The organism is Streptosporangium sp. NPDC000563, assembly GCF_040299985.1.
Taxonomy (GTDB): Bacteria; Actinomycetota; Actinomycetes; order Streptosporangiales; family Streptosporangiaceae; genus Streptosporangium.
On record NZ_JBEPDA010000020.1, the window covers coordinates 134525 to 157855 of the forward strand.

At 69.3% G+C, this 23331-nt stretch carries 19 protein-coding genes; 4 read left to right on the plus strand and 15 right to left on the minus strand.

From position 1 onward, the window contains the following. Positions 1 to 31 precede the first annotated feature (31 nt). Entirely contained in the window at positions 32 to 1438 is a 1407-nt protein-coding gene (locus ABT352_RS31970) for an aminobutyraldehyde dehydrogenase (protein ID WP_350948710.1), read from the minus strand. A gap of 34 nt (positions 1439 to 1472) precedes the next feature. Then, complete coding sequence (locus ABT352_RS31975; protein WP_350948711.1) at positions 1473 to 2612, minus strand: glycosyltransferase; 1140 nt, start codon at positions 2610 to 2612, stop codon at positions 1473 to 1475. Between the two features lie 257 nt (positions 2613 to 2869). Between ABT352_RS31975 and ABT352_RS31980 the strand changes: the two genes are divergently transcribed. Next, the gene (locus ABT352_RS31980; RefSeq protein WP_350948712.1) at positions 2870 to 3478 is read left to right on the plus strand and encodes a TetR/AcrR family transcriptional regulator; all 609 of its coding nucleotides are present in this window, start codon (positions 2870 to 2872) and stop codon (positions 3476 to 3478) included. Here the strand turns inward: ABT352_RS31980 and ABT352_RS31985 are convergent. Genes ABT352_RS31985 through ABT352_RS32000 form a run of 4 tightly spaced genes read right to left on the minus strand, consistent with a single transcriptional unit; the run spans position 3472 to position 7265 of the window. Beyond that, positions 3472 to 4497, minus strand: coding sequence for an ABC transporter ATP-binding protein (locus ABT352_RS31985; protein ID WP_350948713.1), 1026 nt, complete (start codon positions 4495 to 4497; stop codon positions 3472 to 3474). The two genes, ABT352_RS31980 and ABT352_RS31985, sit on opposite strands and share 7 nt — an antisense overlap. Next, a complete protein-coding gene (locus ABT352_RS31990; RefSeq protein ID WP_350948714.1) occupies positions 4497 to 5270 on the minus strand; it encodes an ABC transporter permease in 774 nt (257 codons plus the stop codon). The genes ABT352_RS31985 and ABT352_RS31990 overlap by 1 nt, the downstream gene beginning before the upstream one ends. Beyond that, on the minus strand, positions 5263 to 6144 hold the full coding sequence (locus ABT352_RS31995) for an ABC transporter permease (RefSeq protein ID WP_350948715.1): 882 nt from the start codon (positions 6142 to 6144) through the stop codon (positions 5263 to 5265). Before ABT352_RS31995 ends, ABT352_RS31990 begins: the two co-directional genes overlap by 8 nt. Further along, positions 6141 to 7265 (minus strand): polyamine ABC transporter substrate-binding protein, encoded by a 1125-nt coding sequence (locus tag ABT352_RS32000; protein WP_350948716.1) that lies wholly within the window; start codon positions 7263 to 7265, stop codon positions 6141 to 6143. The genes ABT352_RS31995 and ABT352_RS32000 overlap by 4 nt, the downstream gene beginning before the upstream one ends. A 394-nt stretch (positions 7266 to 7659) precedes the next feature. Here ABT352_RS32000 and ABT352_RS32005 point away from each other — a divergent pair, with 394 nt between their 5' ends. Beyond that, on the plus strand, positions 7660 to 8550 hold the full coding sequence (locus ABT352_RS32005; protein ID WP_350948717.1) for a hypothetical protein: 891 nt from the start codon (positions 7660 to 7662) through the stop codon (positions 8548 to 8550). Positions 8551 to 8605: 55 nt separating this feature from the next. After that, a complete protein-coding gene (locus tag ABT352_RS32010) occupies positions 8606 to 9559 on the plus strand; it encodes an SIS domain-containing protein (RefSeq protein ID WP_350948718.1) in 954 nt (317 codons plus the stop codon). Positions 9560 to 9649: 90 nt separating this feature from the next. Here ABT352_RS32010 and ABT352_RS32015 read toward each other — a convergent pair whose 3' ends face one another. After that, positions 9650 to 10246, minus strand: a complete 597-nt coding sequence (locus ABT352_RS32015; RefSeq protein ID WP_350948719.1) for a DUF742 domain-containing protein — start codon at positions 10244 to 10246, stop codon at positions 9650 to 9652. A gap of 1 nt (position 10247) precedes the next feature. Continuing rightward, positions 10248 to 13037 carry a sensor histidine kinase gene (locus tag ABT352_RS32020; RefSeq protein WP_350948720.1) on the minus strand — a complete coding sequence of 930 codons (2790 nt, stop codon included), beginning with the start codon at positions 13035 to 13037 and terminating at the stop codon, positions 10248 to 10250. 389 nt (positions 13038 to 13426) lie between these two features. On the opposite strand from ABT352_RS32020, the gene ABT352_RS32025 reads away from it, so the two are divergent. Beyond that, the gene (locus ABT352_RS32025; protein WP_350948721.1) at positions 13427 to 14413 is read left to right on the plus strand and encodes an ABC transporter substrate-binding protein; all 987 of its coding nucleotides are present in this window, start codon (positions 13427 to 13429) and stop codon (positions 14411 to 14413) included. A gap of 94 nt (positions 14414 to 14507) precedes the next feature. Here ABT352_RS32025 and ABT352_RS32030 read toward each other — a convergent pair whose 3' ends face one another. The 7 genes from ABT352_RS32030 to ABT352_RS32060 all read right to left on the minus strand — a co-directional run bounded on the left by ABT352_RS32030 (position 14508) and on the right by ABT352_RS32060 (position 22846). Next, the gene (locus ABT352_RS32030) at positions 14508 to 15095 is read right to left on the minus strand and encodes a GTP-binding protein (RefSeq protein ID WP_350948722.1); all 588 of its coding nucleotides are present in this window, start codon (positions 15093 to 15095) and stop codon (positions 14508 to 14510) included. Then, positions 15076 to 15438 carry a DUF742 domain-containing protein gene (locus ABT352_RS32035; RefSeq protein WP_350948723.1) on the minus strand — a complete coding sequence of 121 codons (363 nt, stop codon included), beginning with the start codon at positions 15436 to 15438 and terminating at the stop codon, positions 15076 to 15078. The genes ABT352_RS32030 and ABT352_RS32035 overlap by 20 nt, the downstream gene beginning before the upstream one ends. 39 nt (positions 15439 to 15477) lie before the next feature. After that, positions 15478 to 15900, minus strand: coding sequence for a roadblock/LC7 domain-containing protein (locus ABT352_RS32040; protein WP_389773064.1), 423 nt, complete (start codon positions 15898 to 15900; stop codon positions 15478 to 15480). Continuing rightward, entirely contained in the window at positions 15897 to 18782 is a 2886-nt protein-coding gene (locus ABT352_RS32045; protein ID WP_350948724.1) for a sensor histidine kinase, read from the minus strand. The genes ABT352_RS32040 and ABT352_RS32045 overlap by 4 nt, the downstream gene beginning before the upstream one ends. Before the next feature lie 129 nt (positions 18783 to 18911). Continuing rightward, a complete protein-coding gene (locus ABT352_RS32050; protein ID WP_350948725.1) occupies positions 18912 to 21188 on the minus strand; it encodes a [protein-PII] uridylyltransferase in 2277 nt (758 codons plus the stop codon). A 3-nt stretch (positions 21189 to 21191) separates the two neighbouring features. Then, positions 21192 to 21530, minus strand: coding sequence for a P-II family nitrogen regulator (locus tag ABT352_RS32055; RefSeq protein WP_350948726.1), 339 nt, complete (start codon positions 21528 to 21530; stop codon positions 21192 to 21194). Next, positions 21527 to 22846 carry an ammonium transporter gene (locus tag ABT352_RS32060; protein ID WP_350948727.1) on the minus strand — a complete coding sequence of 440 codons (1320 nt, stop codon included), beginning with the start codon at positions 22844 to 22846 and terminating at the stop codon, positions 21527 to 21529. Before ABT352_RS32060 ends, ABT352_RS32055 begins: the two co-directional genes overlap by 4 nt. Between the last annotated feature and the right edge of the window lie 485 nt (positions 22847 to 23331).

Below are 23331 nucleotides of genomic sequence, written 5' to 3' on the forward strand. Positions count from 1 at the left end.
CCCACAAAAGGGACATGCGGCATCAAAGCCGTCAGGCCGGTCGGAAGGAATCCCTCACCTCCGGAGCCTGATGTTTGATCATCAGATGGCGGGTCACAGAGTATTCCTGAACCGCCTCCTGACTCATGTCCTTACCGAAGCCACTTCCCTTGACACCGCCGTGCGGCGCCTCGGACGCGATGGGCAGATGGTCGTTCACCCAGGTCACGCCCACGTCGAGCCGGTGCGAGACGCGCAGCGCCCTCGCCACGTCCCTGGACCAGACCGAGGAGGCCAGGCCGTAGGGAGTGTCGTTGGCGAGCCGTACCGCCTCGTCCTCACCGTCGAAGGGCAGGGCCACGAGCACCGGACCGAAAAGTTCTCCCTGAACGATCTCACTGTCCTGCGCCGCGCCCGAAATCAGGGTGGGCGGGTAGTAGAAACCGGGCCCTTCGAGCGGGACACCGCCGTGGAGCACCGAGGCGCCCGCGGCCGCGGCGCGCTCGACGAAGCCGTGGACGCGGTCGCGGTGCGCGGCGGAGATCAGCGGACCGATGTCGGTGGCCGGGTCCCAGGGGTCGCCCACCGTGATCTGGGCCAGCGTCGCGTGCAGCGCCTCGACCGACTCCTCGTACACGTCGCGGGAGATGTAGACCCGGGTCGCGGCGGTGCAGTCCTGGCCGGTGTTGTAGGTGGCGCCCATCGCGACGCCCCTCGCCATCTCGGACAGGTCCGCGTCGCCGAAGACCAGCGCCGGCGCCTTGCCGCCGAGCTCCAGGTGGACCCGCTTCAGCGAGCCGGTGGCGCCGCGCATGACGGCGCGGCCGGTCGCGGTGGAGCCGGTGACGCTCACCATGTCGACGCCGGGGTCGGTGACGAGGGCCTCGCCCACCTCCGCGTCGCCCAGGACGACCTGGAACAGACCGTCGGGCGCGCCGGCGCGGGCGAACAGCCGCGCCATCCTGAGCGTGGTGCCGGGGGTCTGCGGGGCGGGCTTGATGATCACGGCGTTCCCCGCCGCCAGCGCGGGACCGATCTTCCATACCGCCATGACCAGGGGGAAGTTCCAGGGAGCGATCGATCCGACGACCCCGACCGGGCGGCGTACCAGCACCGAGGTGTAGCCGGAGCTGAGCACCCCCGCGCCGGTGCCGTCCAGGGAGCGGGCCGCACCGGCGAAGAAGCGGAGGTTGTCGGCCGCGAACGGCAGCTCGCCGTCGCGGAAGACCGCGGCGGGCTTGCCGGTCTCGATGACCTCCAGCCGGGTGAGCTCCTCGGCGTCGGCCTCGACGAGGTCGGCGAAGCGCAGCAACACCCTGGACCGTTCGGCCGGGGTCGCCGTGCTCCACTCCTCGAACGCCGCGCGGGCCCGCCGCACGGCGGCGGCCACCTCCTCGATCGAGGTCTCGGCCACCTCCCGCAGGAGGTCGCCGGTCGCCGGATTGATCAACTTGCCCATGGAACTTCCCTTGTCGTGGTGATGCGAAAAGCGATCAGGCCCCTGCCCGCTCGATCAGGTCGGCCGCCTTGCGCAGGCCGTCCCTGCGGCGGATCTCCTCACCCGCGGCGGCCAGGCGCTCGCGCAGCGCGGTGTCGCCCAGCAGCCGCTCCAGCGCGCCGGTCAGCTCCTCGTCGGAGAAACCGTAGGTGGACAGGCGCACACCGTAGCCGAGCTCGTCGACGCGCTGCGCGTTGTCGTACTGGTCCCAGAACAGGGGCAGCAGGATCATCGGCTTGCCGAAGTGCAGCGCCTCGGTGGTGGTGTTGTTGCCGCCGTGCGTGATGACGAGGTCGGCCAGCGGAATGATCTTCGTCTGCGGGACGAACTCGGCGCCCCACATGTTGTCGGCCAGCTTGATCTCCTCGTGCAGCGGGCCCTTGGAGACGATGAAGCGGTACGGGGTGGTGGCCAGCACGTCGACGACCCGCTGCATGAGGCCGACGTCCGCCGAGCCGAGCGAGCCGAGCGAGAAGTAGACCAGCGGCCCCTCCTGGCCGGCGAGCGAGTCGGGGAGCTCGAAGCTCTCGTCCGTCTCGCGCACCGAGGAGTCCAGGCGGTGCCAGGAGTCGCCCAGCGGCCGGGCGTCGGTGTAGTCGGCGATCTCCGGGAAGACGTACAGGTTGAGGTCGCCCTCGTGGATGAAGTCCAGGTCCGGCAGCGCGGGGGCGCCCTGCTCGACGACCCACTCGTTGAAGGCCGTCCAGATCTCGCGGTGGGTGCGGTCGTACTCGGCGTTGAATGCGTCCCACTCGGAACGGTCGTCGGCGGGAAGCCCGGAGAAGACCGGAGCGACGCCCTCGCCGCGCACCTCCAGCGGGTTGCAGGACACGATGCGGACGAACGGCTTGCCCGCCGTCACCAGCGCGGGGAAGGCGATGACGTTGTCCTCGACGATGACATCCGGCCGGACGCGCTCGATAATCGCCTTCAGTTGAGGCTCGCAGTACTTGGCACCGTCGATAAGCGCGTCCCAGATCGGCTTGGTGACCGTCTCCAGCTGTTCCAGGGTCGACTTCCTGTATTCAGGGGCGGTGTCCCTGATGAAGTCCTTCCAGAACTGTCCCGCGTCCTGCTCCTCTTCGGAGGGCGGCGCGAGATCGACAAGGTCCTCCTCGAATCCAAGGGCCTCCAATTTACCCTTCCATGAGGCCTCAGCTGCGAAAACGACTCGATGACCGCGCTTACGAAGAATGTCACCGATGCCGATGCAGTTGTTCGTGGGCCCGTAGGCACTCTCCGGCATGAACAGGATCGTGAGCGACATCACGCCTCCTTGCGTCTAGGGGTTGCGGCTCTTTAGGAATGATTCAATTCTCGGCTGGCAAAAACGCGGGGAAAGGGCCACTATGGACCCCGGCACAGAGCGTGGTTTTCAACGAACGGGGGAGTATGACGCGCAAGGGACGGGCGGACCGGCGCCTGGATCTCATCGCGGCCGCACACCGGGCGATCGTCCGGCACGGCACCGAGGGGGTGCATCTCAACCACGTCGCCGAGGAAGCCGGTCTCACGTCCGGAGCGGTCCTCTACCACTACCCGCGCCTGAGCGAGCTGCTCGTCGACGCCCACCACGCCGGGATGGAACGCTTCTACGAGCAGCGACTCAAGCGGATCAGCGGGATGCGCGACCCCGCGGAGAAGCTCGTGGTGACCATCCGCTCGGGGCTGCCGCACGGCCCGGACGATCCGGACGTCCGGCTGCTCAACGAACTCGGCGGCGCCGCGGCCCGCAACAGGATGTACGCCCTCCTGCTGACCACCCTCTACGACCGCCAGGTCTCGCTCTACCAGAGCATCCTCGACACCGGGGCCGCCCTGGAGACCTTCAGGCTGTCGGGCGACTCCCTGCCCATCGCCCGCAACCTGGTCGCGCTCGAAGACGCGTACGGCTATCGCATAACGGCCCGCCACCCGGTTATCGGCCCGCAGGAGGCGGCGGAACTCATCCTCGTCTACGCCAGGACCGCGACGAACAACCCGCTCAAGTCTTCTCATTGAGGGATCAGCACTCCGTCCCCGTCCGCCCAGCCGAGCGCGACGACGGAACCCGCCCGCACCTGCGTGGCCCCCGGGGTGGCCACCAGGACGGGCGTGGAACGCCCGCCCACCTGGACCGACACGTGCGAGACGCCGCCGAAGAAGCTCACGTCGACGACCTCGCCGCGCAGCACCCCCTCGTCCCCGATCCTGAGCCGCTCCGGCCGTACGGCGAGCAGCGCGGGCGTGCCGTCGGGCAGGTTCGAGACCCCAGGAAGGATGCCGAGCCCGTCGCCGGCCAGGCCGACCGAGCAGGCCCTGCCGGGGAAGATGTTGTTCGCCCCCACGAAGTCGGCGACGAACGGGGTGCGCGGGCGCTCGTACAGCTCCACCGGGGCGTCCACCTGCTCGACCGAGCCGGCGTTGAAGACCGCGATCCTGTCGGCGAGCGACATCGCCTCCTCCTGGTCGTGGGTGACCACGACGAAGGTGATGCCGACCTCGTTCTGCAGCCGCTTGAGCTCCAGCTGCATCTCCGCGCGCACCTTCTTGTCCAGCGCGGACAGCGGCTCGTCGAGCAGCAGCAGGCGCGGCCGCTTCACGATCGCGCGGGCGAGCGCGACCCGCTGGCGCTGCCCGCCGGAGAGCTGATGCGGCCTGCGCCCGGCCATGGCGTCCAGCCCGACCTTCTCCAGCACCTCGTCGACCCTGCGGCGGATCTCCGCCCTGCCCAGCCTCTCCCGCTCCAGGCCGTAGGCGACGTTCTTCGCCACGGTCATGTGCGGGAACAGCGCGTACGACTGGAACATCAGGTTGACCGGGCGGCGGTGGGCCGCCTGGCCGAGCAGGTCGTCGCCGTCGAGCGTGACGGAGCCCTCGTCGGGTGTCTCGAAGCCCGCCAGGATCCGCAGGAGCGTCGTCTTGCCGCAGCCGCTGGGACCGAGCAGCGCGAAGAACTCGCCCTGCCGGATCTCCAGGGAGACGTCCGACAGCGCCGTGACGTCGCCGAACCGGCGGCTGACACCTGTGATCTTCAGCATTAGGACAGCGACTCCGTCAGTCGGGTCATCCGCTGGGTCACGATGACCGCGGTGAAGCTCACCAGCAGCAACAGCGTGGCCAGCGCGTTGATCTCGGGGGTGACCCCGAAGCGGACCATTGAGTAGATGACGATGGGCAGGGTCGGCGTGGTGGGCGCCGCCGTGAAGTACGCGATGACGAACTCGTCGATCGAGAGGGTGAACGCCAGCAGCGCCCCCGCCATGATGCCCGGCGCCAGCTGCGGCAACGTCACCCGCAGGAACGTGGTGAACGGCGTCGCCCCCAGGTCTCTGGACGCCTCCTCCAGTGAGGTGTCGGCGCCGGTGAGCCGGGTGCGGACCACGGCGGTCACGAACGCCATGCCGAAGACCGTGTGGGCGAGCAGCACCGAGTGCAGCCCGAGGGTCGACTTGATCGTGGCGTAGAACATCAGCAGCCCGATGGCGAGCACCAGGTCGGGCAGGATCGCGGGCAGCACGCCGAGCGCGTCCAGCGTCCGCGACCTGGTGTGCCTGGCCAGGCCCACGGCGAGCAGGGTGCCGAGCACCGTGGCGAGCACGGTGGAGCCCGCGGCCACGACGAGGGTGTTGACCAGTCCTTCGCGGATCTTGGCGTCTCTGGCGAGGACGCCGTACCAGTCCAGGCTGAAGCCCTCGTAGACGTAGGGGGACTCGCCCGCGTTGAACGACATCACGACGAGCACGACGATCGGCGTGTAGAGGAAGACGTAGGTCACCCAGAAGGGGACGTACAGCAGGCGTGATCTACGCACGTCGGGTACTCCAGGCCTGCAGGAGCAGCAGGACGATCAGCACGGCGATCAGCGCCAGCGCGAGGGTGGACCCGAACGGCCAGTCGCGCGCCTTGAGGAACTGGTCCCTGATCAGGTTGCCGACCATGATGGAACGGCCGCCGCCGAGCAGCTCGGGGATGACGAAGTTGCCGAAACTCGGCACGAAGACGAACAGGCAGCCGGTGAGCACCCCCGGCAGGGTGAGCGGCAGCGTCACCGACACGAACGTGCGCGCGGGTGAGGCGCCGAGGTTCGCCGAGGCCTCGCGCAGTTGCGGGTCGAGCTTCTCGATCGCCGCGTACAGCGGCAGGACCATCAGCGGGAGGTACGAGTAGATCAGGCCGGTGACGATGGTGCCCTGGTTGTAGAGCAGTTCCAGCGGTCTGTCGATCAGCCCCAGGTCCATCAGCGTGCTGTTGACCAGGCCCGGACCGCTCAGCAGGATGATCCAGGCGTAGATGCGGACCAGGAAGTTGGTCCAGAACGGCAGCACGATCGCCACCAGGGCGATCGTCTTCCACTTCCGCGGGAGCTGGGCGATGAGATAGGCCGTCGGATAGCCCACCAGCAGGGCGATCAGTGTCGCGATCGTGGCCAGCTTCAGCGAGCCGAGCACGATCTCCAGATAGAGCGGGTCGAGCAGCCGGGTGAAGTTCTTCCCGGTGACCTCGTAGACCACCCCGCCGAACCGGCCCCTGCGGAAGATCGTGAAGCTGATGAGCAGGGCGAGCGGTACCAGCAGGAAGACGAGCAGGTAGATCAGGCCGGGCCCCAGGAAGACGAGCCTTCCCAGCGCACGCGACCGGCGCGCCCGCGATCTCGCGGACGCGCCGGAAACGGCGGAACGTGTCACTGCTTCGCCGTGACCTCGGTCGCGAGCTGGGTGAACTTGGCCGAGTCCTCGCCCAGGTCGATGATCGACTCGCCCTTGAGCAGGTCGGAGGGGCTCATCTGCAGCGGGGCGTTGTCAGCCTTGAGCTTGGGGTCCAGCGCGTCCATCGCGGCCTTGTTCGGGACCTTGTAGAGGATGTTCTCCGCGGCCCAGGCGTGGACCTTCGGGTCCAGGATGTAGTTGATGAAGGCGTGTCCCGCCTCCTTGTTCTTGGAGGACTTCAGCACGACCATGGTGTCCACCCACAGGTCGCTGCCCTCCTTCGGCACCACGAACTTGATGTTCTTCTCGGTGGTCGGGCACCAGCCGTCCCACGCCTCGACCATCACGGCCTCGCCGCTCTTGAGCATGTCTCCGAAGGTGACGTCCTCGTACTTGAGCAGCTTCGGCTTGGCCTCCTCCAGCTTCGCCTTGACCTTGGCGAGCTCCTCGTCGCTCCTGGTGTTGACCGAGTAGCCGAGTGCCTTGATGGCGGGAAGGGCGAGCCAGCGCTCGGTGGTCATCATCGTGACCTTCTTCACCGCGTCCGCCGGCGGGTTGAGAATATCGTTCCAACTCGTCGGAGGCGTCTTCACCAGGTCGGTGCGGTAGCAGATGCCCGTGGTGCCCCAGGTGTAGGGGACCGAGAAGACGTTGCCCTTGTCGTAGGACAACTCCTTGGCCTCGGGGTAGAGGTTCGCGAGGTTGGGGATCAGCTCGGGGCTGAGCTGCTCGAGCAGTCCGGCCTCGTTGAGCGCCTGGGCGTACTGGCCGGAGACGAAGGCCACGTCGATGCCGGTGTCGGCGCCGCTGGTGAGCTTCGCCATGACGTCCTCGTTGGTGGCGTGCTCCGTCACCTTGAGGGTCGTCTTGAGGTTGTCCTTGATCCTCTGGGGCAGGTCCTCGGGCGTATAGCCTGTCCAGACAGAGATGGTGATGCTCTGCTTGGAAAGGTCCGCGTTGGGGTTGAGCTGCGCCGCCGAGGCACCGGCGGCGGGCGCGGCCGAGTCCGCGGCCTCCCCGCCACATGCCGAGACTGCGAGCGCGAGACCGGCGGCCAGGGCGGCGGCCGGAAGACGACGGGTGTACCGGATGCGGGACACGACCGCTACTCCTTCAGAATTCAGTGTAAGTGGGGTAGACCGGCCGTAAGGGACACGGCAGACCAAAGCAGGAGTGTTGCAGTCAACATTAACTTGAGCAAGACTTCCACCGACATCACCACTGGAGAGTTTGGTCCGTTTGTTAAATCCTGCTTCAATCTGGCACCGGATCGACACGGTCCCCAGGGCCGGCGACGGGCGGACCAGCGAGCTCGTCGAGGCTCTGACCTGTGATGTTCCCGCCCCATTCGGTGTGCGGAGATTCCACTCACTCCCCGTAACGATCACTCCTCTTTCCTCAATCGACACTCAATCGTCATCGAGGGCAGCGGCCGAACGAGGGTTCGAGGTCGATCAGACCAACTATTCGGTGGTCGTCGGCGAGAAGGTCGTTGTGAAATGGCTCACCACGCCCGCGCCGCTCCCCCACCCCACACCCGATATGTTCGCGCACCTCACGTCGGTCGGTTTCACCGCGACCGCGACGCCGTACGCGTCCGTCTCCCGGCGCGCCGACGACGGCTCCGAGCTGCTGCTCGCCCTCGTCACCGCGTACCTGCCCGGGGCCGGTGACGGCTGGGAGTGGTGCGTGGACGAGGCCGTCTCGCACGGCACCTCCTTCGCCGTCGACCTTGGCGTCCTCGCCGCCGACCTGCACACGGCGATGGCGACCCCCTCCGCGACCTTCCCCACCCCCGTCAGGCGGTCGGACGCGGTACGGGCGGGAGAGAGCCCGTGGTCCCTCCGGGCGGGCGAGGCCCTGGCGGAGGCACTCGCGCTGACCGACGGCGAGGACGGCGACTGGCTCGCGGAGCGCGCCGACGCGCTCCGCGCCGAGCTGGCGCCCCTCGCCCGGGTGGGGGCCACCTCGTTGATCCGCATCCACGGGGACCTGCACGTCGGCCAGATCCTGCGCTGGCGGGACGGCTACGCGGTGATCGACTTCGACGGCAACCCGACCGTCGCGGGCGCCGACCCCTTCCAGCCCGCGGCCCGCGACCTCGCCCAGCTCACCATGAGCCTCGAACACGTCGGCCAGGTCGCGATCAGGCGCCGCGACGCGGACCCCGCGGTGATCGCCGGGTGGTCCGCCACGGCCCGCGCCGTCCTGGAGTCGGCCTACCTCGGGCGGCTGGACGAGCTGGGGCACGCCGCCCTGCTGGACCGTTCCCTGCTGCGCCCCTTCGAGATCGAGCAGGAGTGCCGCGAGCTCGTCTACGCGGCCAGGCATCTTCCCCGCTGGCGCTACGCCCCGATGGGCGTGCTGCGCTCCCGATACCGCTGACCTCGGCGAACCCACCGAACCGGCCGAACCCGCTGTTCCCCACGAAGGAGACCCCGTGATTCCCGACCTGTACCTCGCCGACCTGGAGGCCAAGCCCGCCGCACTGGCCGCCCTCGCCGGCACCCTGGAGGCGGGCGATCCCTTCGCGGGGATTCCCGCCGGGATCCGGCGGGTGCTCCTCCTCGGCATGGGCAGCTCCCGGTACGCCGCCCAGGTGGCCGCGCTGCGCCTGCGGGCCGCCGGGATCGACGCCGTGGCCGAGTACGCCTCCGCCGCGGCGTCCTACCCGCCGAGCCCCGACACCCTGGTGGTCGCCATCTCCGCCACCGGCGGCAGCCGGGAGACCCTGGACGCGGTCGCCCGCCACCGGGGCCGGTCCTTCGTCCTCGCGCTGACCAACCACCCGGACTCGGCCGTCACCGAGGGCGCCGACCTGGTGGTCCCGATGGTGGCGGGCGAGGAGCGCGGCGGTGTCTCCTGCCGGACCTTCCAGCACACCCTCGCCCTGCTCCTCGCACTCGGCGAGCGTCTCACCGCATCGGGCGGGGACGTGCCCGGGTTGATCCGCCGTACGGCCGAGGCCACCGCCGACCTGCTCGACCGCCGCGACGAGTGGCTGGAGCCGGCCGCGACGCTGCTCGACGGCCCGAACGGCGTCTACACGATCGCTCCCGCCGAGCACCTGTCCTCGGCCGAGCAGTCGGCCCTGATGTTCCGCGAGGGGCCCCGCAGGGCGGCCGACGCGTGCGAGACCGGTGACTGGGCCCACGTGGACGTCTACCTCACCAAGACCCTCGACTACCGCGCCATCCTCTTCCCCGGCTCCCGCTACGACGAGCAGGCCATGGACTGGATCCGGCAGCGCGGCTCCACCGTCCTGACGGTCGGCGGCGAGCTTCCCGGCGCCAAGGCCTCCGTCCGCTACCGCCACGACGACGACCCCGACGTGGCGCTCCTGACCGAGACCCTGGTGGCCGAGCTCGTCGCCGCCCGCTGGTGGCTCGCCTGAGACCGGCGTCCGCTCCGCCTGACGCGGTACGCCCGCCGTCCCACGCGCGTACCGGATCTCCGTGAGACGCGGCGCGTGCGAGGAACGGGCCTATTCCTTGAGGTGGTTGAGTACGCGTTCGAGGAGGTCGGGCCCGGGACCCGCCGCGCTGACCCGGGGGTGGTGGATCCGCACCAGCCCTTCGGACTCCATGTCGGAGACCAGGACGCGGGTGACGCCGAGGGGGACCCCCAAAAGCGCGGATATCTCAGCGATCGAGCGGATACTTCGGCACAGATCGCTGATGAAACGATATTCCCGGATATAGGAGAGGCCGAGCGGGGCCGTGGTCGTGGTCGAGACGAGTGCCTCCATGGCGAGCTTGGAACTCGGGACGACCCGCCCCCCGGTCACCGCGTACATCCGGATCAGCGAGCTCTCCTCCTCGGCCGGCTCCTCGTCCTCGTCCTCGGACGCGTATCCGAAGCGCCCGCCCCGCCGGGCCGCGGCCGTCTCCTCCTGAGCCTCGTATCCCCGCGCCCCGGCCGCGCCGACGAACGGCACGAACCCCGGCCTCTCCTCCGGCGAGCCGTATCCCCGCGCCCCGGCGGAAAACCCGTACCGAGGCGTGTCGTCCCACCGCTCCTGCCATGAGGAGGCCCGGCCGTCGGGAAGCTCCCGCCCCTGGTCCCGGTTGTCGGCCCGCACGCTACCCCTCCCTGTCCGGGAGCTCGTTGCGTGCCCTGCGCACACCCTCCTGGAAGCTCGACATGCGGCTGCGCATCTGCTCCGGCGAGAGGCGCGGCGCGTCCGGCGCGGGGGACGGCTCGGGTCCCGCGACCGGCGCGACCGAGCCGGGGACCAGGTTGGCCCGGGGGGTGCGTCTGGGCAGGCCGGCCTCGGTCGTACCGCCGTGCGCCGGAGCGCTCACCGCCTGCGCGGCCTGCCAGCCGCTGTCACCGGGCGAGGTCCACGGCTCCGGCTCGACCGGCGACCCCTCCGGCGCGGAGTCGTCGGGAGCGTCGTCCGCCTCGGGGCGGGCCGTCTCCGCACCGGAGTCCCCGGCGGGATCGGCGATCCGGAACCAGGCGGACTCGACCGCGGCGAAGATCGGCAGGAAGTCGTCCTCCCGCTCGGCCGGGACCTCGCCGGCGAGGGGGTCGGACGCTCCCGGAAGAGGGTCGAACAGGCCGGGGGGCGGCTGCGGGAACTCCCCTCGCTCCCCCGGAGGACGGAACCGCTCCGCGGGCGGGCTCCACACGTTCCGCTCGGTCGCGTCCGGCCCGCCCTCCTCGGTGAGAGGTGCCTGCGTGACCGTGGGCGCCGCGAACACGGGAACTCCCCGGTGCGGGAACGGCGCGGGCGCGTCACCCGGGACGTGCGGGAACGGCGAGTCGGGTGAATCGGGCGCCTCACCGGGGAACAGGTGACCGGTCTCGCCCCGCGGGAAGCCGACCACACCGGCGGGCAGCCCCGCGCTCGGCGACGTACCGGGGAAGACGGCCGAGGGCCGCGAGGAACCGGGCATCTGTTCCCCGATGGGCGGCAGGACGAGAAGCGACTCCGGGAGCAGGACCATCGCGGCCAGACCGGAGTCCTGCGGGCGGAGCTGGACGCGGATACCGTGCTTGAACGCGAGGCGGCTGACGACGAACAGACCCATGTGGCGGGCGACCGAGGCGTCGGCGGCCTGCGGGTTCGCCAGCCGCCAGTTGGCCTCGGAGAGCTCGTCGAGCGTCATGCCGATGCCCTTGTCGGTCACCGACACCATCACACCACCGCCGTCGATCCGGCTGTCGGACACCGTGACCCTCGTGGTCGGCTGCGAGAACGAGACGGCGTTCTCGATCAGCTCGGCGAACAGGTGGACCACGTCGCTCACCGCGGGACCCGCGACGGCGACCTCCGCCCGGACCCGGTTCGTCACCCGCTCGTAGTTCTCCACCTCCGACAGCGAGGCCCTGACCACGTCCATCAGCTCGACCGGCTGCCTCCAGCGCCGCGCCACCTCCTGTCCGGCGAGGACGAGCAGGTTCTCGCTGTTGCGGCGCATCCGGGTGGCGAGGTGGTCGAGCTTGAACAGGTCCGCCAGCCGCTGGTCGTCGCGCTCGCCGCGCTCCAGCCGCTCGACCAGGGTGAGCTGGCGTTCCACCAGGGTCTGGCTCCGCCTGGAGAGGTTGACGAACATCGCGTTCACGGTGTTGCGCAGCCTCGCCTCCTCCCCCGCCAGCCGGACCGCCTCCCGATGGACCTCGTCGAACGCCCTGGCGACCTCGCCGATCTCGTCACGCGACAGTACCCCGATCGGCGACACGTCGGCGACCATGCTCTCACCGTGTCCACCGTGCGATTCGCGAACCCGCTGGACGTACGCGGGCAATCTCTCCCCCGCGACCTCCAGGGCCTCCCTGCGCAGCCGCCGCAGCGGCCTGACCAGCGAGCGCACCACCCAGATGGTGACCACCAGCACGAGCGCCATCAGGGCGGCGACGGCCGCGGCGACCATCAGGGCACGGTTCTGCTCGTCGTCGCCGAGTTGCTGGCTGCGCGCGACGATGACCTGGGCGTGCCGCTCCTCTGCCCCGCGCATGTGGCCGATGGTGACGGTGGCCGCGTCGTACCACTCCTTGGCGTCGTCCTTCCGCTCCAGGTCCAGGCCCTTCAGCGAGTCGCCGGAGGCGGCGCGGAGCAGGACCAGCTCGCGGATGAGGTCGGCGCGTTCCGCGGTGCGGCCGTTGACGGTCTCGTCGAAGAGGCGGCGCTCCCTGCTTCCGGCCTCGGCGGCGAAGGTCCTGCGCTCGTTGCGCTCGATGGAGATCGCGCCGAGGAACTGCTCCATCTGTCCCTGCTCGAACCGTCCCGCCACGAGCACCACCGCGAGCAGCGCCCGTTGGAGGGAGAGTGCCTCCTTGGCGCGGGCGAGCGCGTCCAGGGTGAGCGCCTGGCCGAAGAGGACGTCGTCGTCGCTGCCCTTGCCGAGTTCGTCGTGCAGGGAGAGCAGGTCGGCGATGACCAGGGAGTAGGCGGCGATGGTCGCGTCGGGCAGCAGCGTCGACTTCAGTGCCTGCTCGCGCAGCAGGTGAAGGTCGTCCAGACGGGTGATCGCGCTCTCGACCTCGTCCCTGGTACGCCCGCTCACCCCCTCACCGAGCAGCGAGCCGCTCTCGCGGACGCGCTCCGCGGAGCCGTCGACCAGATCCATCTGGGCCCTGATGTTCCTTACGCCGCCCTCAGGGCGGCCGAGGGCGATGAACCAGGCGGTGCGATCGCGTTCCTCGGCCAGCTCATGGGTGAGCGCGCCGACGCGGGCGGAGAGCCGGGCGAGGTCGTTGACCCGCTGGTAGTCGCCCGCCGCGCGCAGCGAGGCCACTACCTGGACACCGCCGAGCAGCACCGCGGCGATGGAGGGCACCAGAACGAGCGCGACGAGACGACGGCGCACCCGCCAGTTCCGCAGGCGCAGGCGGCTGCCCGCGCCCTGGATCTCGTGTGTACTCACCGAACGCTGCCCTCTCGGTGGATGAACCCCTGGCCGAATTTCCCGTGGTTCCCGGCAATTCGAGCACATATCAACCGGTGGGGCCAAGCGAACGAAGCTCTATAGATGCGTATTCGTGGTGAAGCAGGGACCGCATCCGGAGCTCCAGCTACGACTGGAACTCCGGTTCTGGTCAGCCGAATAATCTTATTAGGAACTTCCGGACCTCTATGGCCGTTTGCATCGTTCCAAACAGAGGAGGATGGAGGCATCCCCGACGAGCTCCCGAGGAGCGTGACATCGTGATGCACGATATTCGCGATTCGCGCTATACCTCGCCCCCCTGCATCCGTAGTTCTCACCGTGCACCCCGGCCCGCCGAGCCCGGGTGGCGGGCCCTGGAGGAGACCGTGGCCACACCCGGCGACGCCGCGCGTCAGGTTCGCGGCTCCCGCTCGACCGTTCGTGTCCTGCCGGCGCTCATCGCACTGCTCCTCTCACTCGCCGCCTGCACCGGGGAGGCGGTCGCGCCCGCGCCCCGGGCATCCGACGGCGAGACCGTGAGGATCGCCGTCAACGGCTGGGCGGGCTCCGAGGCGAGCGCCGCGGTCGTCGGCCGCCTGCTCACCCAGGAGCTCGGCTACCGGGTGGAGACGGTGAGGCTCGACCCGCTCCGGTCCTGGGAAGGGCTGGAGAGGGGCACGGTGGACGTGATCGTGGAGAACTGGGGGCAGGAGGCCCTGAAGCGGACCTACATCGAGGAGAAGAAGGTCGCGGTCTCCGCGGGAAGGAGCGGCCCCACGGGGGTCGTCGGCTGGTACGTCCCCCAGTGGATGGCGGACGAGCATCCCCAGATCACCGACTGGCGGCAGCTCAATAAGTACGCACATCTCTTTAAAACGGATAAATCCGGTAATTTAGGTCAACTGCTCGACGGGGATCCCTCGCATGTCACCAACGACGAGGCCCTGGTCCGCAATCTCGGCCTCCACTACAGGGTCGTCCACGCGGGCAGCGAGAAAGCGCTGATCGACGCGGCCAGGCGGGCGACCCGCAACCGGACCCCGCTGCTGATGTACTTCTACGAGCCACACTGGCTTTTCGGCCAGATCAAACTGGCGAAGGTCAACCTTCCGCCGTACGCGATCGGCTGCGACGCCGACCCCGCCAGGATCAGGTGCGACTACCCGCCGTACCTGCTCGACAAGATCGTGAGCAGGCGGTTCGCCGACACCGGCGGCAGGGCCTACGAACTGGTCAGGAACTTCAACTGGACGAGCGAGCAGCAGAACGCGGTGGCGAGCGACATGACCGACAATGGCCTCGGCGCCCCCCAGGCGGCCCAGAAATGGATCGACGCCAACAAACTAACCTGGAAGGAGTGGGTGCCGGGCTGACGACTCCCGGCTCACGCCCCGCCGGGGAAGACCCGGACCCCTTCTCCGGAGACGACCCCGCCGAGCACGGAACCGTCCCGGAGAAAACGCCGGACTACGCGGACGTCCCAGAGGCCGTGCGGACCCGCAGAACATGCTCGACCAGAGTGATCAGCGTGCGCTTGACGGAGTCGCGGGAGCGGGCGTCGGTCCGCACGACGGGAATGTGCGGAGCCAGCGTCAGCGCCTCCCGCACCTCCTCCTCGTGGTGCGGGAACTCCCCGTTCCAGCCGTTGACACCGACCACGAACGGAAGCTTGGCCTCCTCGAAGTAGTCGATCGCCGGGAAGCCGTCCGCGAGCCGGCGGGTGTCGATCAGAACCACCGCGCCGATCGCGCCGCGGACCAGGTCGTCCCACATGAACCAGAACCGGTGCTGACCCGGCGTACCGAACAGGTACAGGATCAGGTCACGGTCCAGGGAGAGCCGGCCGAAGTCCATCGCGACCGTGGTGGTCGTCTTGTGAGGAGTCAGCCCGAGGTCGTCGATCCCGGCGCTGGCGTCGGTCATCACCGCCTCCGTGGTCAGCGGCAGAATCTCCGACACCGAACCCACGAACGTGGTCTTGCCGACACCGAACCCGCCCGCGACAACGATCTTCGTTGACGTCAGGCCACTCTGGCTAGAGCCTGCGAAGTCCACTGAGAACCCTTTCGAGCATGTTGAGGTCCGGTTGTCCCTCGTTGAGATGCGGCTGGTGGATACGGACGAAGCCCTCATCGACCATATCGGCCACCAGCACGCGGGCCACGCCGAGCGGAACCTTCAGGAGAGCGGATATCTCGGCGACCGAACGATACGAACGACAGAGCCTGATGATCGCATCCTGTTCGGGAGTGAGCAGCGCCAGGTCCTCCTCCATGATGAAGGAGGAGGAGACCAGTGCCTCCATCGCCAGGTGGAAACGAGGCTCCGACCTGCCACCGGTCACGGCGTACGGGCGGAACAGAGGCTCGTCGTCCTCGGTTCCGTCAATCCCGAGCACGGGCCTCTCCCGTGATGAGACCGAACGGGAGCGCGGTCATCACCGGCCCCGGGAAGACTGCAGCTCGGCGCGGAGCGCCGGGGTGAGCACCTGTCCCGCCCGCTCGACGAGCAGGGTCATCTGGTAGGCCACCAGACCCATGTCGCAGTCGGGGGAGGCGAGCACGGCGAGCACGGAGCCGTCGCTGATCGCCATGACCAGCAGCAGGCCACGCTCCATCTCGACCACGGTCTGGGTGACGGCGCCCCCCTCGAACACCCGCGAGGCACCCACCGTCAGGCTGAGCAGTCCCGCCGCGACCGCGGCGAGCTGATCCGCCCTGTCCGGCGGAAACCCCTCGGAACTGGCGATCCTCAGCCCGTCGGCGGAGACGCACACCGCGTGCGCGACACCGGGTGTGCCACGGACGAACTCGGTGATCAGCCAGTCGAACCTGCGTGCCTCATGACTCAGGGTCGTCACGAGCCTTCCTCCTCGTCAACCAGGCTTCTGGTGGTGGTTTCGACTACTTCGGCGCGGCCCCGCCGTACGCCTTGCTGGAAGCTCGACAGACGGTTGCGCACCCTGTCCGGCGACAGGGGCGGCATGGGGCTGGCCGGTACGGCCGCGGCCGTACCGGGTACGAGGTTCGCCTTGGGGGTGCGTTTGGGCAGCCCCGCAGCGGTCACCCCGCCGAGCGAGGGTTCACTCGCCGCCTGGGCGGCGCGCCACCCGGCGTCGGCCGGGGTGTTCCAGCTGTCGGGCTCCTCCGCCGGAACGGACTGCTCGGCGGCCACCGCCCCCTCCTGCTCTCTCGTCCGCGGTGTCTCGTGAGCCGGCATGCCGGTCGGGGGTGTCGGCTCCTCCGGCTCGTAGGACCCGCCCTCCGGCCCGGCGCCCTCGGAGCGGCGGAACCAGGCGGACTCGATCGAGGCGAAGATGGGCAGGTACTCCTCCTGCTCGGCTTCGAGCGAGGAGACGCCCACCGTGGGCATCTCCTCCGCCGTCTCCTCGTACGAGGACTGGCTCCAGGCGGAGAAATCGGAGGCGGGAGGAGCACCGTTGCCGTTGACCTGACGCTTGGGCAGGGGCTGGCCGCCTCCCTCGGAGGCACCGGAGGAAACCGGCCAGTCCTGGGCCGGGCGGTCGGCGGAGCCGAACGAGGGCAGATCCACGGACGCCTGCCCGAACGAGGTCTGTCCGAAAGGATCACGTCCGAACGGGTCCTGCCCGAACGGAGACTGCCCCTGCTCGAACGAGGGGTGGGTGTGTCCCAGCCCCGGCTGGGACTGCCCGTAGGAGAACTGCTGAACGGGCGGGCGACCCGCGGTGGACGGCTGGGCGGAGAGATCCCGCGAGGAAGCCTGCTCGCCACCCCACGAGGGCGTCTGCACCGGCTGGGGCGCCTGGACGACGAGCGCGGGCGGGAACAGGACCATGGCGACGAGACCGCCGCCCTCCTGCGGGCGCAGCTGGACCCGGATGCCGTGGCGCAGCGCGAGGCGGCCGACCACGAACAGGCCCATGCGCCGCGACACCGAGACGTCGACGACGGGCGGGTCGGCCAGCCTGCGGTTCGTCTCGACCAGTTCCTCGTGGGTCATGCCGATGCCCGGGTCACTCACCGCGAGCAGTGCGCCGCCGCCCTCGATCATGCTGCTGGAGACCACGACCTGGCTCGTCCGGGGGGAGAACTGGATGGCGTTCTCCACCAGCTCGGCGACCAGGTGCACGATGTCGTTGGCGGCGCTGCCCGCGACCGAGATCGTCCGGTGCACCTTGACCTGGACCCGCTCGTAGTCCTCGACCTCCGACAGGGAGGCGCGGACGACGTCGACGAGCTTGGCCGGCTGGCTCCGCCTGCGGGTCGGCTCGTGACCCGCGAGGACCAGGAGGTTCTCGGAGTTACGCCGCATGCGGGTGGCCAGGTGGTCGAGCTTGAACAGGTCGGCCAGGCGGCGGCCGTCCTCCTCGCCCTTCTCCAGACCGTCGATGAGCGAGATCTGCCGTTCGACCAGGGTCTGGGTGCGCCGCGACAGGTTGACGAACATCGCGCTGATGTTGGACCTGAGCTCGGACTCCTCGGAGGCGAGGCGGACGGCCTGCCGCTGCACCTCGTCGAAGGCCCTGGCGACCTCCCCGATCTCGTCGCTGGTGTCGATCGAGATGAGGTCGACGTCGGGCTCACGGGCGTCGCCGGAGACCCGGAGCCGTCGCACGATCTCGGGAAGCCTGAAGCTCGCGACCTCCAGCGCCTCGGCGCGCAGGCGACGCAGCGGCGTCACCATCGAGCGGGCGATGACGACCGTGAGTCCGAGCACCAGCAGGAGCAGCAGCAGGATCAGCCCCGCGGTGATGATCGCGTTGCGCTGCTCGGCGTCCTGCAGATCCCTGGCCCTGGTGACCACGTCACCGGCGACCTTGTTCTCGACCTTCCGCATCTGGTCGAGGACCACGGCGTTGTCCGAGAACCACTGCTTGACCTCGTTGAAGTTCGACAGCAGCCGCCCGGTGCGCGCGGGATTGCTGGCGAGCACGATGACCCTGGCCTTGGTGAGCTCGGCCCGGTGGACCCTCTCGTCGATCAGGGCGCTCGCGAGAAGCTGCGCGTTCGCCGGGGTCGACTCGACGCCGAAGTCGGCCTGGTACTCGTCCATCCGGGAGCGGGAGGCGATGAACTTCTCGATCTCCTGCGGGGTGATGAGCGTGGGCGCGTAGTAACCGGCCAGCAGCCGGGCGCGCTGCTTGGAGACCTCCTCCTTGGCGTACGCCAGATCGCTGAGCGCGCGGGTGTTACCGACGATCTCCGGATCGTCGCTGACCAGGGTGAGCTCCTCGTGGAGGGTCAGCAACGGAGCGATCATGAAACTGTATCGTTCCATCCGGTTGATACCGGGCAGAGCACGCAGCGCGGGGAGGCCGTCCAAATGGTAGGTCACGTTCTTGGCCGCCTCGACGATCCTGGCTCCGTAGGAGTCGTCGATCGCCTGGACTTCCTGCCGCACCTTCCTCACCAGCGCGTCCACGGTCTTCCGCTGCGCGTCGGAGCTGTCCTTCAGGCTCTTGTTCGTGGGCTGGAACGACGACCAGGCACCGCGGTCACGCTCCAGGCCGAGCGCCTGGGCGAGGTCGCGGAGTCCACCGGAGTACTCCGCCGCGGCGGCGGTCCGCTGGTAGACCGCCACACTGTCGATGGAGGCCACCACCCGCGTGCCGGCGAGCACGACGCCCACCGCCGTCGGAACCAGGATCAGGGCCGTCAGGCGCGAACGGACGCGCCAGTTCTTCAAGCCGAAGCGGGCGGCAGGCCGCTTAGCGCGGTCGGGTGCCGAAGCGCCCCCGCCCTCGGATGTCGCCGTAGTCACCGCTCTCGATACCCCTCAATCACGACACAAGTGGACAACATCACACCACAAGGTCACGAGTAAGAATCGGCAAAACCGACATAGCGCCTTTAATCGTTACGAAGGCGACTAGGGACCGATTTTTTACGGTTATCGCAGGGCAGCGAGCACTTGATCGCGTACCTGTGCCCGCTGGACCTCGTCGGTCAGTGGGCGACCGGCTCTGTCGACCACGTAGAAGACGTCCACCGCCTCTGCGCCGAGAGTCTCCACACGGGCGGCCCGTACGTCAAGGCCACATTCACCAAATGCTCTACCAATCCGCCACAAAAGACCCGGACGGTCATGGGCGCGTACCTCGATGACGGTCGCGGTGTTGGAGGCGTCGTCCACCAGGTTCACCCTCGGCGGCGCCACCGGCACCCGGGCCGGGCGCATCGACCTGGTCCTCCTGGCCAGGCGTTGCTCGATGTCGAGACGACCGGCCAGGACGAGACGCAGGTCGGCCTCCAGCGTCGCGGGGTCGGGCGGCGAACCGTACTCGGGAACGACCGAGAACTCGATGACGGCGGTCGCCCCCGCCGAGGCCGCCGACGCGGAGCGGACCACCATCCGATGCGCGGCCAGCACCCCGGCCGCGCGCCAGAGCAGGCCGGCGCGGTCGGGCGCGACCACGGTGACCGCTCCCCCGTTGATGCGCACGGCGCCGCCGCCGTGGCGGGCGAGGGAAGCCTGCTCCACCGAGAGCGAGGGCGCGGGACGCAGCGGGGTTCCCGAGAGCGCGGAACGCACCCGGCGTACCAGGTCGGCGACGAGCGAGGCCTTCCACGAGTTCCAGGCGGCGGGCCCGGTGGCGTGGCCGTCGGCCACCGCGAGGGCCGCCAGCAGTTCGAGGACCTCACGCGAGCCGACGGCCTCGGCCACCCGGGAGATCGTCACCGGGTCGTCCAGGTCGCGGCGGGTGGCCGTCTCGGGCAGCAGCAGGTGGTGGCGGACCACGGTCTCCAGGATGTCGACGTCCGCCGGGGGCAGGCCCATCCGGGTCCCGATGTCGCGGGCGACGACGGCGCCGGTGGTGGAGTGGTCACCGGGATAGCCCTTGCCGATGTCGTGCAGGAGCGCGGAGATGAGCAGCAGATCGGGCCGCGAGACCTCGCGGGTGAACGAGGCGGCCCCCGCGGCGGCCTCGATCAGATGCCGGTCGACGGTGTAGCGGTGCACCGGATTGCGCTGCGGTCGGTGCCGCACCCGCTCCCAGTCGGGCAGCAGGCGGACCAGCACTCCCGCCTGGTCGAGCTCCTCCCAGACGGGCACGGCCGCGCGGCCGGCCCCGAGCAGCGCCACCAGCGCGTCACGCGCCTCGTCCGGCCAGGGCACGGGCAGCGGCGGCGACTGGGCGGCCAGCGTGGTGACCGTGGCGGGCGCCAGCGGCAGCCCCGCCTCGGCCGCCGCCGCGGCGGCGCGCAGCACCAGCACCGGGTCCTTGCGCGGGTTCACCCCGCGAGCGAGCACGACCTCTCCGCCGTGCTCGACGACGCCGTCGGCGAGCGGGCGGCGACCACGGGGGGTGGGGCCGGTGAGCAACCGGTCGACGGTGCGCCAGGTGGCGTCGAAGGCGTGCCCGATCGTCCTGGCGGCCTCGGCGAGCCTGCGCATCAGCGCCTCGGCGTCGAGCAGCCCGAGCATCCCGGCCACGGCGTCCTGCTCCTGGAGCACCAGCCTGTCCGCGCCGCGGGCGGTCACCAGGTGCAGACCGTGCCGGATGTCGAGCAGCAACTCATAGGCCTCACGGACCCGGGGACCCGGGGCCGAGGCGACCCAGGCCGCCGCCACCGCCTGCATCGCCTGCACATCGCGGATGCCGCCGCGGGAGTCCTTGAGGTCGGGTTCGAGCAGGAACGCCAGCTCGCCGCTCGCCTCCGCCCGCTTGTCCGCGGCGTCACGCAGCTCGCCCAGGCGGCGCCGGGAGTCGGCACGCCACTCGGCGAGCACGATCTCACGCGCCGAGCGCGTCAGCTCCGGGTCTCCGGCCACGTGCCGCGCCTGGATCAGGCCGAGGACCGCCTTGAGGTCCTCCCTGGCGACCTTGGCCGCCTCGTCCACCGTCCGCACCGAGTGGTCGAGACCGACCCCCGAGTCCCAGATCGGATACCAGATGCGGTCGGCGACACGCGCGACGTCCTCCCGCCCGTCGTGCAGCAGGACCAGGTCGAGGTCACTGCCCGGCGCGAGTTCGGAGCGGCCAAGGCTCCCGACCGCGACGAGCGCGACCCCGTTGAGGGCGCCGCGCTCGTCGTTTCTCGTCGTTCCCCCGTTAGGCCCGTACGGCGTACCGCAGGCGGTGCGGACCAGGTCCGTCAACCAGCGGTCGATGTCCGCGGCCCGTTCCTTACGGGCCGCGGCGTACGAGCGAGCGTCGCCTCTCACCGGTTAGAGCGCCTCAGGTCCGCGTTCCCCGGTGCGGACGCGGATGACCGTGTCCACAGGGACGGACCACACCTTGCCGTCACCGATCTTGCCGGTCTGCGAGGCCTTGACGATGACGTCGATGACATCCTCGGCGTCCTCCTCCTCGGCGAGCACCTCAAGGCGGACCTTGGGCACCAGATCGACCTGGTACTCGGCACCCCGGTAGACCTCGGTGTGACCACGCTGGCGGCCGTAACCGCTCGCTTCGCTGACCGTCATTCCCTTGACCCCGAACTGCTCCAGGGCCGCTTTCACGTCATCGAGCTTGAACGGCTTGATGATCGCTGTGATGAGTCTCATGCGTCCACCTTCTTAGACGCCGGGGTGGGGGCCGGACCGTTGACGGCGGCCACACCCGAGGAGTGGATGGTGCCGAGGTCGTAACCGGTCTCGGCGTGGGAGGTGATGTCGACGCCGGTGATCTCGTCTTCCTGCGAGATGCGGAAGCCCATTGTCTTGTCGATGATCTTAGCGATGATCCAGGAGATAACGAAGGAGTAGGCGCCGACCGCGACGGGACCGAGCACCTGCACACCGAGCTGGGAGATCGGCCCGCCGTAGAAGAGGCCCTTCTCCTGGCCGTCGGCGAACGGGTAGGCGGCGACGAAGCCCAGCGCCACCGCACCCACGACACCGCCGACGAGGTGGACGCCGACCACGTCGAGGGAGTCGTCGTAGCCGAGCTTGTACTTCAGGCCGACCGCGTAGGCACAGGCGACACCGGCGAGCGCGCCGATCACGAACGCCGCCCAGGGGTCGACGAAACCACAGGCCGGGGTGATCGCGACCAGGCCGGAGACCGCACCGGAGGCGACACCCAGGGTGGTGGAGTGACCGTCGCGGATCTTCTCGACGAGGATCCAGGCGCCCGCCGCGACGGCGGTGGCGATCTGGGTGTTGATGAACGCCAGGCCGGTCGTGCCGTCAACGGCGAGCTCGGAGCCCGAGTTGAAGCCGAACCAGCCGAACCACAGCAGGGCCGCGCCGAGAAGGACCAACGTGAGGTTGTGCGGTCGCATCGGGTCCTTGCGCCAGCCGACGCGCTTGCCGATCACCAGGGCGACCGCGAGGGCCGCGGCTCCGGCGTTGATGTGGACGACCGTACCGCCGGCGAAGTCCTCGATGCCGAGGCTGCTCAGCCAGCCGCCGCCCCACACCCAGTGGGCCACGGGGAAGTAGACGACCGTCGCCCAGACAATGGCGAAGACGACCCACGCGCCGAACTTCACCCGGTCGGCGAGCGCTCCGCTGATCAGCGCGACCGTGATGATCGCGAAAGTCATCTGGAACGTCGAGAAGACCAGGCTCGGCATACCGGTGCCGTCATCCTTGGTCGCCGTCTCGACCAGGCCGCTCAGACCGATGTTGTCGAGTCCACCGATAATCTTGTTGAGGAATCCCGAACCGTCTCCGACGGTGTCGAAGGCGAGCGAGTGACCGTAGAGCACCCAGGCGATCGTCACGACGATGATGCTGACCCACGACATCATCATCATGTTCAGAACACTCTTGGCCCTGGTCATGCCCCCGTAGAAGAACGCGAGACCCGGTGTCATGAGTAGGACGAGTGCGGTACTCGCGAGCATCCAGGCTGTGGAGCCGCTATCGATCTCCATGCGAAGCGACCCTCCTTCCAATTGGCTTTTGCCGGTTTCACATGCAGTGATCGCTTCTGGGCTCCATCGACCGGCCGCGCACTGACGTTGCGCCACAGCGTGTTCTTCTACCGTTTCAAGGTGTGACCTTGTGTGTTTCACATCTGTGAATCTCGGCAGCAGGGTGTTTCAGATGTGTTTCGGACAAGGTGTGCCATGACTTGGAGATGGCCTTAAAAGAGCCCAGGTCAACTCCACTTGGCGGTTACCAGGGCTTCCGCCACCCCTACGCCACGCCCACCGGACCCCCTCGGTCCGGGCGAATAGGCTGGCCCGTAACCCCTGGTCACCCTCGGTCCCCTTCCCCGGAACGGACCCCGGCAGGCTTCTGGGGACGGATCGGGCCCGCGACCGTTCACGCTGCGGTGGGCGGGTGTTCCGGCCGGCCGTCTCAGTTGCGCTCTGGTGGTTCAGGCCTCCGGCCTGCTCGGGCGCGGTGGTTGCGG